A 13,916-nucleotide genomic window follows, 5' to 3' on the forward strand; every position below is an offset into this window, starting at 1 on the left:
GCAAGGAGAACTCTGGTGCAACACCAGCATTTGGGAGGGTGCCAAGGTGGACCGAGACCCCGAAGTCGCGCATCGTGAGGCGATTGCCGCCTCCTGGGAGCGCTGTGCGCACCGCCACAACCTCGTCGCCGGCCTCGCCCGACCGATCCTGCGCCTGCGCAGCGAAGAGATCGCGCATCGCCGCGAGGCGTTCAACGACATGACCTCGGGCGAGCTGCGGGGGATGTCGCAGCTCGCCGCGCTGGCCTCTGAGACCGCAAGCGCTCTGGTCGTCACCGACCGTGACCAGATCCTGCTCGACATCTATTGCCGGGATGCCGACCGCGAGGCCTTCGAGAGCCGGGGCGTCGCGCCCGGGTCGAACTGGGACGAGCGCATCGCGGGCACGAACGGCGTGTCGATGGCCAGCCTCGGCCGGCGCGCCGTCACCGTGCGCGGCAGTGAACATTTCTACCAGACGCTGCGGCCCTTCGCCTGTACCGCCGTGCCGGTCTTCGATGCCGGGGATGCGGTGATCGCGCTGCTGAACTTCACCACCATCGACCGGGGCAACACCGCGGATTTCGCCTTCGCGCGGCATGTGCTGAACATGGCGGCGGACCGGGTGCAGGCCTGGCTTTTCCTGCGCCGCTTCGGTGCAGCGGTCACGTTGCGGGTCTCGCCCCCGTCCGATGCGTCGCCGGGGCGCAGCAATGCGCTGGTCGCGCTGGATGACGACGGCCGGATCGTCGCGATCACCGCGGCGGCGCGCGCCGTGCTGCCGGAGCCGGAGCGGGAGGCCGCCCTGTGCGGGCGCAGCTTCGAGGAGATCTTCGGCACCCGGCTCGAGCCCGCCGACCGGGTGCCCGACCGGCTGCTGAGCCTGTCGCCCGGTGCGGGACCGCCCGCTGGTTCGGTCCGCATCAGCGCGGCGGGCCTGGCCGCGGCCCGGCCGCGCGCCGCAGGGCGCGCGCCGCAGGCCCTGACCGGCGCCCCGGCCTTTCTGGCCCTGGCCGAAAGCGGCCTCTTGCCGCCGGTGCGGCTGCATCAGGCGCGCCGGCTGCTGCGGGCCGGCACGCCGGTGCTGATCCGCGGCCCGGTCGGGTCAGGCAAGAGCCATGCCGCACGGGTCCTGCTGGCGGAAGCGGGCCGGGCGCCGGGGATTCCGGGTGTTCTCGACATCCGCAGCGAGGCCGAGACGGTGATCGCCGCGCGCATCGACGGCTGGAACCGGGACGCCGCGGGGATGCCCGACCTGATGCTGGCCGAATCGCTCGCGGCATGGCCGCCGCGCCTGCAAACTGCGCTTCTGGCCTGCCTCGAACGGGCGGGCGCGGCCGGGCATCGCCCCGCCCTGGTCGCCACCTGCGCGAGCGCCGATACCGGGCTGTTGCCAGAGCTTGGCCATTTCCTCGGCGGCTTCGTGCTGGATCTGCCGCCGGTGCGGCAGCTCGACAGCCGCGAGCGGCTGATCCGCCATCTGCTGCGGACATTGGTGCCCGAGGGGCCGCCAGCTCTTGGCGTCGAGGCGATGGCGGCGATCGCCGCGCATGACTGGCCCGGCAACATCCGCGAGCTGCGCGGCGCGCTGGATGTCGCCTGCGCCTGCTGCGATGGCGGGATGATTGCGCGCGCCGATCTGCCCGAGCATGTCGCCGGCCGGATCGGGGCCCCGGCGGAGACGGGCACACCGCCGGATCTGGCCGAGGTGCTGCGCCTGTGCGACTGGAACGTGACGCGGGCGGCGAAGGTGACGGGGCTGAGCCGCGCCACCCTCAACCGCCGGATCCGCGAACAGGACCTGCACCGCCCCGGCAAGGCGGCGCGCCGGCCGGTGCACTGAGGCGCCGCTCAGCGCCCGCCGAAGTCCAGAACGATGCGGCCGGCGACCTCGCCCGCCGCAAGCCGTTCGAGGGCGGCGTTGATGTCGGCAAACGGCACCCGCTCGACCGCGACGCGGAACGGGTGATCGGCGGCGAAGGCAAGGAAGGCCGAAAGCTCGGCCCGGGTGCCGACGGAGGACCCCATCACCCGGTGCCCGCCGTTGATCAGCCACATCATCGACAGGGCCACGGGCTCGTGCACCAGCGCCACGGCGACGATCTGGCTGAGCGGGTTCGCCACCGCCGCGATCAGGTCCCAGACCTTCGGCGTCGGCGCGAAGTTCAGCGTGATATCCGCCCCGCCCCAATCGCGGATCGCCTGCACCTCGCCCGGGGCGACGGCCAGCGATGCGCCACGGGCGCGCATCTCGGCGCGCTTGCGGGCATCGGGTTCGACGACGGCGACGCGCAGCCCGCGGGCAAGCCCGATCTCGAGCGCATATTGCCCAAGCCCGCCCGCGCCGATCACCAGAAGCCGCGCGCCCGCATGCACCTCGCAGCGCTCGAGCGCCGACCAGGCGGTGAGCCCGGCGCAGAGCAGCGGGCCGCCGCTGACCGGGTCGACCTCTTCGGGGATCGGCAGCGCGAAGCGGGTCTCGAGCAGCGCATACTCGGCAAAGGCGCCGGGGGCATCAAGGCCGCGGGCGCGCTGCGCGGTGCAGAAGGTCTCGTGCCCGCCAAGGCAGGGGCCGCAGCCAAGGCAGGTGTCATAAAGCCAGGGCAGGCCGACGCGGGTGCCATGGGGCAAGGGCCCCTCGCCCGCGACGATGCGCCCGATCCCCTCGTGGCCGAGGATCAGCGGGAAGGCCTCGGGCGGCATCGGCTCCTCGCCGCGCTGCACGTGCAGGTCGGAATGGCACAGCCCGCAGGCCTCGAGCCGGACAAGGTATTGCCCGGGGCCCGGCACCGGCACCGGCACCTCGGCCAGGCGCAGCGCGGCCCCCGGCGCATCCAGCAGCGCCGCGCGCATCATCGTCGGCAGATCACTCATCGCGCACCCTTTCCGCGCCCATCAGCCGCGGCAGGTTGCCGAAGCGGCCGATCAGTCCGAACACCAGCGCCGCCAGCGCCGCGAAGATCACCGAGACCACGCCGAGGATCGGCGTGTAGCCATAGCGCAGGGCGTTGAAGATCTTGATCGGCAGGGTCTCGACGGTGAAGCCCGCGACCATGTAGGCGATGATGTATTCGTTCAGGCTGAGCACGAAGGCGAAGGCATAGCCCGAGACGACATAGGGCAGCAGAAGCGGCCCGATCACCGTGCGCAGCACCGTCAGCCGGTCGGCGCCCATCACCCGCGCCGCCTCGATCAGGGCGCGGTCGGTGGCCTTGAGACCGAGCGAGATGGTGACGAGCGGCAGGGTGACGAGGAAGACGCCATGCGAGACGATCGTCGCCCAGATCTGGCCATAGCCGCCGACGGTCATCCAGAAGATCATGAAACCAAGTGCCGAGATCACCGGCGGCAGCGCGAAGGGCGCCAGGCCGAGCCCGGTCAGCAGCCGCGCGACAAGCCCGCCGCGCTCCCACGCATAGAGGGCCAGCGGCGCGGCGATGGCGACGGCAAGGGCGGCGGCGCAGCTCGCGATGATGAGCGAGTTCATCAGCGGCACCAGCCATTCCCTGTCGTGGAAGAGCGCGCCATACCATCTCAGCGACAGGTCCTGCGGCGGAAAGCGCAGGCTCTGCGCGCCGTTCAGCGACACCCCGGTGACGACGATCAGCGGCGCCAGCAGCAGCGCCAGCAGCACGCAGATATAGGCAAGTTTCAGGCCCCGGGTCATGCCGCCCCCCTGTCGCGCCCGGCGAGCGAGGCAAGCCCCACCAGCGCCAGCGCCACCAGCATCAGGAACACCGACATCGCCGCGGCAAAGGGCAGGTTCGCCTGATAGATCGCCTGATCGGTGATATGCACCGACAGCGTCCAGTGCTCGGGCCGGCCCAGAAGCTGCGGCAGCAGGTAGGAGCCGAGGGTGAAGACGAAGATCAGGATGAAGGCGCCGGTCAGCGCGCCGCGCTGCAATGGCACCACGACGCCGAAGAAGGCGCGCGCGGCCGAGGCCCCCATCACCCGCGCCGCCTCGACGATCTCGGGATCGAGCCGCGAGACCGGGGCGTAAAGCACCAGCACCGCGAAGGGAAAGCCGAGATAGCACAACCCGGTCAGCAGCGCGAAAAGCGAGGGCGTATAGGCGCGCGGCGCGTCAATGAGCCCGATCGCGGCGAAGAGATTGCCGATCCCGGCGGTCTGCGACAGCAGCGTCGACAGCGAGAAGCCGATGATGACTTCGGAGAGCGACAGCACCGACAGGAGCACCACCAGAACCCGGGTCTGCACGGTGCGGCTCATCGTGGCGAGAAAGACGGTGAAGGGGAAGGCAAGCACCACGCAGATCGCCGCCGCGGCGAGCGAGATGCCCAGCGACACGGCCAGCACCCGGCCGAAGAACGGCGTCAGGAAGCGGATATAGCTTGCCCATTCGAAGCCCGGCTCGAAGAAGCCGCCCTCGACCCGGTGCGCGACCGAGACCGAGAGCATGATCCCGAAGGGGACAAGGAAGAACAGGCCGAGCATCAGCGCCGGCCAGAGCGCGATCCAGCGCGGCACCGCGGTTTCGGGTTCGGCCAGATGGGTCATGCCAGCACCACGCGCTTGCCGGGGCGGAAGCCGAGCGAGACGGCATCGCCCACGCCGAAGGGCGGACGGGCGCCGGGGGCGACCTGTGCGGTGATCACCTGCGCGCCGCAGCGGGTGACGAAATGCACGCTTTCGCCAAGGTCGCGGATGAAGGTGATCTCGGCGGCAAAGCCGGTGCCGGGGGCGGCGATCTCGACATGTTCGGGGCGCACGGACAGCTGGGCAAGGCCCGGCGCCGCGGCGATCCGGTCGCCCTCGGCGGGCGCAAGGCGGTGGCCCAGCACCTCGATCGCCTGCCCGTCCCAGCGGCAGGGGATCAGGTTGGTGTTGCCGATGAAATCGGCGACGAAGGCATTGGCCGGTGCGTGATAGATCTCCATCGGCGTGCCGGCCTGCTGCACCTTGCCGTCCTTCATCACGATCACGAGGTCGGCCATGGTCAGGGCCTCCTTCTGGTCGTGGGTGACGACGACGGTGGTGACGCCAAGGCTCTGCTGGATCTGGCGCAGCTCGATCTGCATGTGCTCGCGCAGGCCCGCATCGAGCGCGGACAGGGGCTCGTCGAGCAGGAAGACCTTGGGGTCGATCGCCAGGCCGCGGGCGATGGCGACGCGCTGACGCTGGCCGCCCGAGAGCTGGTGGATGCGCCGCCCGCCCATGCCGGGCAGTTTCACCAGGTCGAGAAGATGGGCCGCCTTCGCCTGCCGGGTGGCGCGGTCGGCGCCGCGGATGGCGAGCGGATAGGCGATGTTCTCGGCCACGTCGAGATGGGGGAAGAGCGCGAGCGACTGGAACACCATGCCCATGCCGCGCTTGTGGCTGGGCACGGCGGAGAGGTCGGTGCCGCCGACCAGAATCCGCCCCTCGGACGGCGTCTCCAGCCCGGCGATCAGCCGCAACAGCGTGGTCTTGCCGCAGCCCGAGGGGCCGAGCAGGCAGACGAACTTGCCGTTCGGAATGGTGATCGACACGTCGTCGAGCGCAAGATAGGTGCCGAAGCGTTTGCTCAGCCCCTCTATGCGGAGTTCGGTCATGGGGCCTCCTCAGCCTTGGGCGGCCCCGGCCGGAACCGGGGCGCGCGGGGGGTCACCTCAGCCGGTGATCAGTTCCGACCACTTCTGCGACACCCAGTCCCCCTTGTCGACATAGAGGGTCGAGAGCGGCAGGATCGGCGCCTTGTCGGACGAGACGGCGGCGAATTCGGCGTCGGTCAGATCGGTCAGGTTGCGCGGCACCGTCGGCGCGGTGCCGACATTGCGCGACAGCTTCGCCTGCACCGCGGGCTGCGCCATGTAGTCGATGAAGACCTGCGCCTGATCGAGCATCTTCGACGCCTTCGACACCACCCACGAGCCCGAGTCGAGCACCGCGCCCTCCTCCGGGAAGGTCGAGCGCACCGGCTTGCCCTGGCTGGCGGCGAGGCCCGTCACGTCGTGGTAATACTCGCCCATCGGGATCTCTCCGGTTTCCAGCGCCTGCTGGAACTGGCCCTCGTCGCGATACCACAGCCGCACGTTCGGCTTCAGCTCGGCGAGCTTCGCCATCACCTGAAGCACGCCGTCGTCGGTCTTCAGGATGTCGGTGCCGCCGAAGAAGGTGGTCGCGGTGATCTCGAGCAGGAACGAGTTCGAGGCGAGCGACATCAGCCCGAGCTTGTCCTTCTGCTCGGGCGCCCACAGCGCCTTCCACGAGGTCGGGGCCTCGGGGTAGGTCGCGGTGTTGGTGACCAGGCTGACATACCAGCTCACCGCGCCGGTGCCGTAAAGCGCGCCGTCTTCATAGTGGTGCACGAAATGCTCGGGCAGCACGCCGAGGTTCTTCATCTTGCTCTCGTCGAGCTTCGCCCACAGGCCCGCGCGCTCGCCCTTGATGCGCGCCACCTGCGCCATCATCGAGACATCGGCCGGCGCCTGGTTCGCGCGCGCCGCCTGACCCAGCTGCACCAGCCAGGCCTCGCCCGTGGGTTCGCCGATCGACTCGATCTCGATCCCGGTTTCCTTGGTGAAATCGGGATAGATGAACTTGTCGAAGCTGTTCTGGAAATAGCCGCCGTAGGTGCCCACCTTCAGCGCCGCGCCCGAGGCCCGCAGCACCGAGGGGGCTGCAAGCATCGCGGCGCCGGCCGAGGTGGCGGCAAGGAATGCACGTCTGTTGATCATGGTCTTCTCCCTGGTGGTCCGGCTTGTGTGTCAGCGGCCCCGCGGCACGCCGGGCAGCGCGCAGAGCATCTCGAAGAGGAAGTTCGCGGCGATCACCGCGGTGTTGCCGGCCGGATCGTAGGGCGGCGAGACCTCGACCAGATCGCAGCCGACAAGGTTCAGCCCGGCGGTGCCGCGGATGATCTCGAGCCCCTGCATCGTGGTCAAGCCACCGACCTCGACGGTGCCGGTGCCGGGCGCGAAGGCCGGGTCGAGGCTGTCGATGTCATAGCTGAGATAGACCGGCGCATCGCCGATCTTCGCGCGGATCTCGGCCATCAGCGGCGTCAGCGACTTGTGCCAGCACTCCTCGGCCTGGATGCAGGTCCAGCCCTGCTTGCGGCCCCAGTCGAATTCCTCGCGCGAGTAGCCGGTGCCGCGCAGGCCGATCTGGAACACCTTGTCGTTGATCAGGCAGCCCTCTTCCCACGCGCGGCGGAACGGGCAGCCATGCGCGACGGTCTCGCCGAACATGTCCTCGTTGGTGTCGGAATGCGCGTCGACATGGATCAGCGCGACGGGCCCGTGGCGTTCCTTGATCGCGCGCAGGATCGGCCAGGTCAGGGTGTGGTCGCCGCCAAGGGTGAGCGGGATCACGCCGTGGCTCAGCACCTCGCGGTAATGGCTGGCGATGATCTCGACCGATTTCTTCAGATCGAAGGTGTTGATCGGCACGTCCCCGATATCGGCCACCTGCAGCGCCTCGAAGGGCGCGGCGCCGGTCGCCATGTTGTAGGGGCGGATCATCCGGCTTTCGTCGCGAATCTGGCGCGGGCCGAGGCGGGTGCCCGCGCGGTTCGAGGTGCCGATATCCATCGGAATGCCGAGGAAGCAGGCATCGAGCCCCGCCGCCGAGGGCGCCGCCGGCAGGCGCATCATCGTGGCCGGTCCCCCGAAGCGGGGCATGGTGTTGCCGCCAAGCGGCTGGTTCAGCGTTTTCGTCATTCTCGCCTCCATCTGAGGAGGAGGATGCGGCAGGGAATGCTTCGAAAGAATACCTGTGTATCGAAGTTCAGTTGGACAAAACCCGATGTTTGTCCTCGGCGCTGCCGGATTCTTCGGCACCCCGGCCCGAGGCGGCGAGCGGCGTGGGGTAAAGCGCCTCGAGCTCGCTCAGCAGCGCCTTCGCCAGCGGTGCAACCTCGGTCGCGTCGCGGGTGATCGCGTCGAAGGGGCAGCGATAGACGAAATGCTCGGGCAGGATCCGGCGCAGCCGTCCGTGATCGCACCAGCGCTTGGCCACATGGTCGGGCAGATAGCCGATGAAGGCGCCGGTCAGGATCATGATCAGCTGTTGTTCCAGCCCCTGCGCCATCGCGGTCGAGTTGCGGAAATCGCGGTTGTTCCAGTGATCCTCGCGCCAATAGCTGCGCCCGACGGTCTTCAGCGAGGCGACGAATTCGGGCGTCAGATCGGCGTCGGGCACCGACCACAGCCGGTGGCCGCGGGCGCAGTAAAGCGTGTTGCGTTCCTCATAGAGCGGCGTGTAGCGCAGCCCCGCCACCTTGTGCGGGAACGACCCGATGCCGAGGTGCAGAACCCCGTCCAGCACCCGCGTCTGCAATTCCTGCGGTGAGGTCTGGGCAATCTCGAAACGGATCGCGGAGGAGCGTTTCTCGAGCGCGGCCAGGGCTTCATACAGGCGGAAATTCGGGTCGGTCACCACGCTGTCGACGACGCCGATGCGCAAGGTGCCGGCAAGCGTGTCGCGCAGCGCCGCGGTTTCCGAGACGAACCCGTCCATCGCGGCCAGCAGCCGCTCGATCGCGCGGTGCACCTGTTCGCCGCGCTGCGTCAGACGGAACCCGGCGCGGCCGCGCCGGCACAGGGTCACACCGAGCCGGTCCTCGAGCGCCGAGATCTGCGCCGAGATCGTCGAGGCCGAGACGTTCAGCTCGGCCTGTGCGGCGGCAAAGCCGCGATGGCGCACCACCGCGTCGAAGACGCGCAACAGGCGGATGTCGGTTCCGGCAAGCTGCATCGAGACCCTCCCGGCCGGGCGGGGCGGGACCTGCCGCTCAGGCACCCTTCTCCCTCAGCCAGGCGGTGATGATGTCACGCAGCCTCTCGCCGGAAAAGGAGGGAAAATGCCCGCCATGCACCACCCGCACCGGCAGCCGGGCAAGGCGCTGCATCGAGCGCAGGTAATCCCCGGCATTCGAGTGATAGGTCTCCTCGACCAGCGGGCCGTCATAGACGATGTCGCCCGAGATCAGCACGCCGCTCGCCGCTTCCCACAACGCGATGCCGCCGGGGGAATGGCCCGGCGTGTGGATCACCTCGAACTGCCGGTCGCCGAGGTCGATGATGTCGCCATCGGCCAGGAGCCGCGTCGCCGGCGCCGCCTTCACCGCGTAAGTGGCGGACTGATAGGGCTCGGGCGGCAGCGCATCGAAGATCTCGTCGGTCACATAGCCCGCCGCCACCGTGTTCTCGCGCGTCGGCCGGGCGAGGATCTCGGCCTCGGCGGCATGGCACAGCCGGCAGGGGAATTCGTGGCTGCAGCCGACATGGTCGAAATGGGTATGGCTTGCGACGGCATCGAGCGGCCGCTCGGTCACCAGCGGCACCCATTCGCGCAGCGACACCACGCCCATGCCGCTGTCCACCAGCATGTCGCGGTCGCGCCCGCGCACATGCCAGATGTTGCAGCGATAGAACTCCTGGATGAAGGGCTCGTCGATCTGGGTGATGTCGTCGCCGGCGCTGCGGATGCGGTACCAGTCGGCGGGGGGAATGCGTCTCATGCGGCCTCCGGTTCGGGCAGGACGATCGGGTTGCGGCCATGAAGCATCACTTCCGCCCCGGGCGCCAGCACCGTGCCCTGCGGCAGGTGCGCGACAAGGCGCATCCCGGGCGCGGCAAGGGGGGCGAAATGCGCGCGCAGATAGGCGCCGAAGAACGCCGCCTCGACCAGCCGCGCCGGGCCGAGCGCCAGATCGCCCGACAGCCCCACCGATTCCGGGCGCAGGCACAGCACGCCGCGCGCGGGCGTGGGAAGCGCGAGTGGGCCGAGCGGGCTGCTGACCCCTGCCCCGTCGCCGCGGGTGACGGGGATGCGGTTCACCTCGCCCATGAAATTCGCGGTGAAGAGGGTCGCCGGCCGCATGTAGACCTCTTCGGGCGTGCCGCAATGCTCGATCCGGCCGGCGTTCATCACCACGATCCGGTCGGCGACGGCCATCGCCTCTTCCTGATCGTGGGTGACATGCACGAAGGTGGTGCCGACGCGGCGCTGGATCGCCTTCAGCTCGTCCTGCATCTGCCGGCGCAGCTTCAGATCCAGCGCGCCGAGCGGTTCGTCGAGCAGCAGAACCTCGGGCTCGACGGCAAGCGCACGGGCGAGCGCCACGCGCTGCCGCTGCCCGCCCGACAGCTCATGCGGGCGCCGACCGGCCTTGTCGGCGAGCCCGACCATCGCCAGCATCTCCTCGGCCTTCGCGTTGCGCGCCGACCGCCCCACGCCCCGCATCCGCAGCCCGAAGCCGACGTTGTCGCGCAGGCTCATGTGCGGAAAAAGGGCATAGTCCTGAAACATCGTCGTCGTCGGGCGGTCCTTCGGCACGACCTGCGTCATGTCGCGCCCGCCGATCGTCACCCGCCCCTCTGTGGGGGTCAGGAAGCCGCCCAGGATCGACAGCAGCGTGGTCTTGCCGCAGCCCGAGGGGCCGAGCAGCACGATGAACTCGCCGGGCGCGATGGTCAGGTCGACCCGGCGCAGCGCGGTGAAGCTGCCGAAGCGGTGTTGAACGGCGTCGATGCGCACCTCGGCGGTCATTTTCTGGCCTTTCGGAAAAGTGTGAACTCAAGCGTGACGGTGATCGCCACCGAGACGAGGAAGACGAGCGAGCCGATCGCGTTGGTCTTGGGCGACAGCCCCGAGCGCAGCATCGACCAGATCTCGACCGGCAAGGTGACGTCGAAGCGGGTCAGCAGGAAGGCGATGATGAACTCGTCCCAGCTGAAGGTGACCGACAGAAAGAAGGCCGCGGCCAGCGCCGGCGCCAGCATCGGCGCCGAGACCAGCGCCAGCACCTGCCATTCGCCGGCGCCAAGGTCGCGCGCGGCGCGCATCGCGTTCTTCTGATGCTCGCCCATGGCGGCGTAGAGGATCGAGAAGCACAGCGGCAGGTTGATGACGACATGGCCGATGCCGGTGGTCAGCAGCGAGGGGCCGACGCCGGCCGCGTTGAACATCTGCAGCAGGCCGAGCGCGATGATCAGATAGCTGACCGTCATCGGCGCGATCAGCAGCGCCCGCATCGCCAGCGTGCCGGGCAGCGCCACCCGCGCCAGTCCCGAGGCCGCCATGAACCCCAGAAGCAGCGCCACGGTCGAGGAGCCGAGCGCCACCAGCAGCGAATTGCCAAGTGCCGCCATCAGGTCGCGGTCGCTCAGGATCTCGGCATACCATTTCAGCGTCGCGCCGCGGAACGGCGGCACCGGCAGCCGGCCGTCCTGGAACGAGAACACGACCAGCACGACGACCGGCAGCAGGATGAAGGCGAAAAGCGCGACCAGATAGGCCCAGGACAGCACGCGCATCAGACCCGCTCCATCTTCAGCCAGCGCGCGCAGGCGGCATAGGCCAGCGTCACCAGCGCCATCAGCACCACCGACAGCGCCGAGGCCATGGGGTAATCGCCGCGCCGGCCGAGCTGCAGCATGATCAGCTGCGGCAGGGTCAGCTCGTTGTTGCCGCCCAGGATCTGCGGCGTGATGTAATCGCCGATGCACAGCACGAAGGTCAGGAAGGCGCCGGTCATCACGCCCGGCAGGGTCAGCGGCAGGATGACGAGGCGGATCACCTGGAACCGCGAGGCGCCCAGATCCTCGGCCGCGCGGGCATAGTTGGGCGAGAGCTGCACGAGGTTCGAATAGATCGTCAGCGTCAGCAGCATGACGAAGAAATGGACGAAGCCGATGACCGTCGCCGCCCGCGTCGCCATGATCTGCACCGGCGCGTCAAGGAGGCCCAGACCCACGAGCGCGGTCATCACCACCCCCTTCTGGCCCAGCACCAGCGCCCAGGAATAGGAGCGCACGACATAGGACGTCCAGAACGGCAGCACGGCCAGCAGCAGCGCCAGCCGCCGCCAGCGCGGAGGCACCCGGGTGGCGATGATCCAGGCCAAGGGCCACGCCAGCGCCACCGAGATCACCGTGACGATCAGCGTGATCTGCAGCGAGACCCAGATCCCCCGGCTCAGCGCCGGTTCGGTGAAGATCCGCAGATAGTTGCCGAGGTCGGGCCCCGGCACCATCTCGCGCCCGTCCAGATGGCCGAGGCTGATCCAGACCATGGCGGCGAAGGGCAGCACGAAGAATGCCACCGTCCAGAGCAGCGCCGGCAGCACCAGCGCCGCCCCCTGCCGTTTCTCGATCGCCTCGATGCCCATCTCAGTTCTGCAGCATCTCGGTCCAGAGGTCCTGCATCGCGGCATCGGTCGCCGCATCCGGCACCGGGTAAAGCTGCGCGCGGGCAAGATAGTCGTCCTGCTCGTCCCAGCGGAGCACCGCCTTCTGATCGGCGTCGAGCTGCGCGCCCGCCTTGCGGTTCGCCGGCATCCCCCAGTAGCACGACGAGGTGGCCAGCCGCGCCTGTCCCTCGGGCGAGGTGATGTATTTCACGAATTCAAGCGCCAGCTCGGGCTTTTTCGAGTCCTTCAGCACGGCGATGGACTGCGCCCAGAGAAGCCCGCCCTCGGCCGGGATGGTCCAGTCGAGGTCGGGGTTTTCCGCGTGCAACACCGCGGTCAGCCATTCGCCGCCGCCGACCAGCACGTCGACCTCGCCGGTCGCGAGCGCGGTCTGGCTCGCCACCACGTCCGAGACCTGCTTCGAGGCGGCCTTGAGCGCGAAGAGCGGCGCCTTGATCCGCTCGAGCGCGGCCGCGTCCAGATCCCTGGTCGCGATCCCCTGCGACAGACCGACGATCCCCTCGACCGGCAGATAATAGTCATAGACCGCGATGCGGCCGTCATACTTGCCCGAGAACAGCGTCTTCAGGCTCTTCATGTCCTCGGGATCGACCGCCGCCTTGTTGAAGGCGATGGTGTTGTAACCGAACTTCTCGGTGACGGCATAGGTCACGCCATCGACCGAATTGTTCGCGGCCATCACCACCTGCGGGAAGTAATCGGCCGTCGCCATCTCGGCTGCGGGCAGCGGCGCCAGCAGCCCGCGCTCGACCGCGCGATGCACGTCGACCGCGTCGATCACCATCACGTCCCAATCGCCCGGGCGCGACTGCTCGAGGATCGTCAGACCCGCCGCCGTGCCCTCGTATTCCTTGGTGTTGACCTTGACGCCATGCGCCTTCTCGAAGGGTTCGAGCAGCGCCGGGTCCGCATGGTCGCACCAGATCAGCGCGTTCAGCTCCTCGGCCTGGGCCGTCGGGGCGAGGGCGGCCAGAACGGCGGCCGCAGCACAGGAAGTCGTCAGTCTCATCGTCATCTCCCGTTGGGTCCGGCACGTCTTCGGCGCCGCTTGCAGAAAAAAATTGAACGCATTCATTTTTTCAGTCAATGATAATTTTGAAGAGACGGGAGGGCCGCGATGGCCGGGCTGCGGGAAAGACAGAAGGCGAAACGGAACCGCTCGATCCTGACGGCGGCAAGCGCACTTTTTGGGCAGGTCGGATACGAGGCGGCGCGAATCGACGCCATCGCGGAGGCCGCCGAGGTCTCGGTGGGCACCTTCTACAACTATTTCGAGAACAAGGCGGACCTGCTGCTCGCCATCGTCTCGATGGAGGTCGAGGAGGTGCTGCATCAGGGCGAATCCGTGGTCGCCGCGCCCCCCGCGACGGCCGAGGCGGCGCTTTTCGCGCTGATCTCGACCTATTACGACCATTCCCTCGTCTATCTGACGAAGGAGATGTGGCGCACCGCGATGGCGCTCTCGATCCAGCACCCGGAAACGCCCTTCTCGCGGCGTTATTTCGAGCTTGATGCGGCGCTGGCCGAACAGGTGACGGCGCTCTTGCGCGGGCTTCAGGCGCGCGGCACGATCCGGCGTGACGCCGATGCCGCGGCGCTTGGCGAGGTGATCTTCGCCGATCTGAACGCGATGTTCACCGGCTTCACCATGGACGAGACGATGCCGCTTGCGACCCTGACCGGGCGGATGGCGGCGCATGTCGCGGCGCTGACCGGGCTGCTGGCCCCGCCGCTGCGGACGGTCTGAACGCGAAAGGCCCCCGGCCCCGGGGGAACG

General features: G+C 68.8%; 14 protein-coding genes. 2 read left to right on the plus strand and 12 right to left on the minus strand.

Annotation, left to right across the window (positions count from 1 at the left end):
- Positions 1-46 precede the first annotated feature (46 nt).
- Complete coding sequence (locus DYS74_RS15155) at positions 47-1,822, plus strand: sigma-54-dependent Fis family transcriptional regulator (RefSeq protein ID WP_121534534.1); 1,776 nt, start codon at positions 47-49, stop codon at positions 1,820-1,822.
- Between the two features lie 8 nt (positions 1,823-1,830).
- Here the strand turns inward: DYS74_RS15155 and DYS74_RS15160 are convergent, their stop codons facing one another.
- The 12 genes from DYS74_RS15160 to DYS74_RS15215 all read right to left on the minus strand — a co-directional run bounded on the left by DYS74_RS15160 (position 1,831) and on the right by DYS74_RS15215 (position 13,148).
- On the minus strand, positions 1,831-2,853 hold the full coding sequence (locus tag DYS74_RS15160) for an alcohol dehydrogenase catalytic domain-containing protein (RefSeq protein ID WP_121534535.1): 1,023 nt from the start codon (positions 2,851-2,853) through the stop codon (positions 1,831-1,833).
- A complete protein-coding gene (locus DYS74_RS15165; RefSeq protein ID WP_113901500.1) occupies positions 2,846-3,646 on the minus strand; it encodes an ABC transporter permease in 801 nt (266 codons plus the stop codon). The genes DYS74_RS15160 and DYS74_RS15165 overlap by 8 nt, the downstream gene beginning before the upstream one ends.
- Positions 3,643-4,500, minus strand: coding sequence for an ABC transporter permease (locus tag DYS74_RS15170; protein ID WP_121534536.1), 858 nt, complete (start codon positions 4,498-4,500; stop codon positions 3,643-3,645). The genes DYS74_RS15165 and DYS74_RS15170 overlap by 4 nt, the downstream gene beginning before the upstream one ends.
- Positions 4,497-5,534 (minus strand): ABC transporter ATP-binding protein, encoded by a 1,038-nt coding sequence (locus DYS74_RS15175; RefSeq protein ID WP_121534537.1) that lies wholly within the window; start codon positions 5,532-5,534, stop codon positions 4,497-4,499. The genes DYS74_RS15170 and DYS74_RS15175 overlap by 4 nt, the downstream gene beginning before the upstream one ends.
- Before the next feature lie 57 nt (positions 5,535-5,591).
- Positions 5,592-6,659, minus strand: a complete 1,068-nt coding sequence (locus tag DYS74_RS15180; RefSeq protein ID WP_113901497.1) for an ABC transporter substrate-binding protein — start codon at positions 6,657-6,659, stop codon at positions 5,592-5,594.
- A gap of 30 nt (positions 6,660-6,689) precedes the next feature.
- Complete coding sequence (gene speB, locus DYS74_RS15185) at positions 6,690-7,643, minus strand: agmatinase (RefSeq protein ID WP_121534538.1); 954 nt, start codon at positions 7,641-7,643, stop codon at positions 6,690-6,692.
- Between the two features lie 67 nt (positions 7,644-7,710).
- A complete protein-coding gene (locus tag DYS74_RS15190; RefSeq protein ID WP_121534539.1) occupies positions 7,711-8,679 on the minus strand; it encodes a LysR family transcriptional regulator in 969 nt (322 codons plus the stop codon).
- A gap of 37 nt (positions 8,680-8,716) precedes the next feature.
- Positions 8,717-9,445 (minus strand): MBL fold metallo-hydrolase, encoded by a 729-nt coding sequence (locus DYS74_RS15195; protein ID WP_121534540.1) that lies wholly within the window; start codon positions 9,443-9,445, stop codon positions 8,717-8,719.
- A complete protein-coding gene (locus tag DYS74_RS15200) occupies positions 9,442-10,476 on the minus strand; it encodes an ABC transporter ATP-binding protein (RefSeq protein WP_121534541.1) in 1,035 nt (344 codons plus the stop codon). Before DYS74_RS15200 ends, DYS74_RS15195 begins: the two co-directional genes overlap by 4 nt.
- Entirely contained in the window at positions 10,473-11,243 is a 771-nt protein-coding gene (locus tag DYS74_RS15205; RefSeq protein WP_121534542.1) for an ABC transporter permease, read from the minus strand. Before DYS74_RS15205 ends, DYS74_RS15200 begins: the two co-directional genes overlap by 4 nt.
- On the minus strand, positions 11,243-12,097 hold the full coding sequence (locus DYS74_RS15210; protein ID WP_121534543.1) for an ABC transporter permease: 855 nt from the start codon (positions 12,095-12,097) through the stop codon (positions 11,243-11,245). Before DYS74_RS15210 ends, DYS74_RS15205 begins: the two co-directional genes overlap by 1 nt.
- 1 nt (position 12,098) lies before the next feature.
- The gene (locus DYS74_RS15215) at positions 12,099-13,148 is read right to left on the minus strand and encodes a polyamine ABC transporter substrate-binding protein (RefSeq protein ID WP_121534593.1); all 1,050 of its coding nucleotides are present in this window, start codon (positions 13,146-13,148) and stop codon (positions 12,099-12,101) included.
- 108 nt (positions 13,149-13,256) lie between these two features.
- On the opposite strand from DYS74_RS15215, the gene DYS74_RS15220 reads away from it, so the two are divergent.
- Complete coding sequence (locus tag DYS74_RS15220) at positions 13,257-13,886, plus strand: TetR/AcrR family transcriptional regulator (protein ID WP_121534544.1); 630 nt, start codon at positions 13,257-13,259, stop codon at positions 13,884-13,886.
- The last annotated feature ends 30 nt before the right edge of the window (positions 13,887-13,916 follow it).

Origin of the sequence: Paenirhodobacter hankyongi (assembly GCF_003664585.1) — a bacterium.
GTDB classification, from domain to species: Bacteria; Pseudomonadota; Alphaproteobacteria; order Rhodobacterales; family Rhodobacteraceae; genus Rhodobacter; species Rhodobacter hankyongi.

Bases quoted from the DNA above. Each gene is read 5' to 3' on its own strand.
- DYS74_RS15165 (WP_113901500.1), bottom strand. From the start codon at position 3,646: ATGACCCGGGGCCTGAAACTTGCCTATATCTGCGTGCTGCTGGCGCTG.
- DYS74_RS15200 (WP_121534541.1), bottom strand. From the start codon at position 10,476: ATGACCGCCGAGGTGCGCATCGACGCCGTTCAACACCGCTTCGGCAGC.
- speB (WP_121534538.1), bottom strand. From the start codon at position 7,643: ATGACGAAAACGCTGAACCAGCCGCTTGGCGGCAACACCATGCCCCGC.
- DYS74_RS15210 (WP_121534543.1), bottom strand. From the start codon at position 12,097: ATGGGCATCGAGGCGATCGAGAAACGGCAGGGGGCGGCGCTGGTGCTG.
- DYS74_RS15220 (WP_121534544.1), top strand. From the start codon at position 13,257: ATGGCCGGGCTGCGGGAAAGACAGAAGGCGAAACGGAACCGCTCGATC.
- DYS74_RS15195 (WP_121534540.1), bottom strand. From the start codon at position 9,445: ATGAGACGCATTCCCCCCGCCGACTGGTACCGCATCCGCAGCGCCGGC.
- DYS74_RS15205 (WP_121534542.1), bottom strand. From the start codon at position 11,243: ATGCGCGTGCTGTCCTGGGCCTATCTGGTCGCGCTTTTCGCCTTCATC.
- DYS74_RS15170 (WP_121534536.1), bottom strand. From the start codon at position 4,500: ATGACCCATCTGGCCGAACCCGAAACCGCGGTGCCGCGCTGGATCGCG.
- DYS74_RS15180 (WP_113901497.1), bottom strand. From the start codon at position 6,659: ATGATCAACAGACGTGCATTCCTTGCCGCCACCTCGGCCGGCGCCGCG.
- DYS74_RS15175 (WP_121534537.1), bottom strand. From the start codon at position 5,534: ATGACCGAACTCCGCATAGAGGGGCTGAGCAAACGCTTCGGCACCTAT.
- DYS74_RS15160 (WP_121534535.1), bottom strand. From the start codon at position 2,853: ATGAGTGATCTGCCGACGATGATGCGCGCGGCGCTGCTGGATGCGCCG.
- DYS74_RS15215 (WP_121534593.1), bottom strand. From the start codon at position 13,148: ATGAGACTGACGACTTCCTGTGCTGCGGCCGCCGTTCTGGCCGCCCTC.
- DYS74_RS15190 (WP_121534539.1), bottom strand. From the start codon at position 8,679: ATGCAGCTTGCCGGAACCGACATCCGCCTGTTGCGCGTCTTCGACGCG.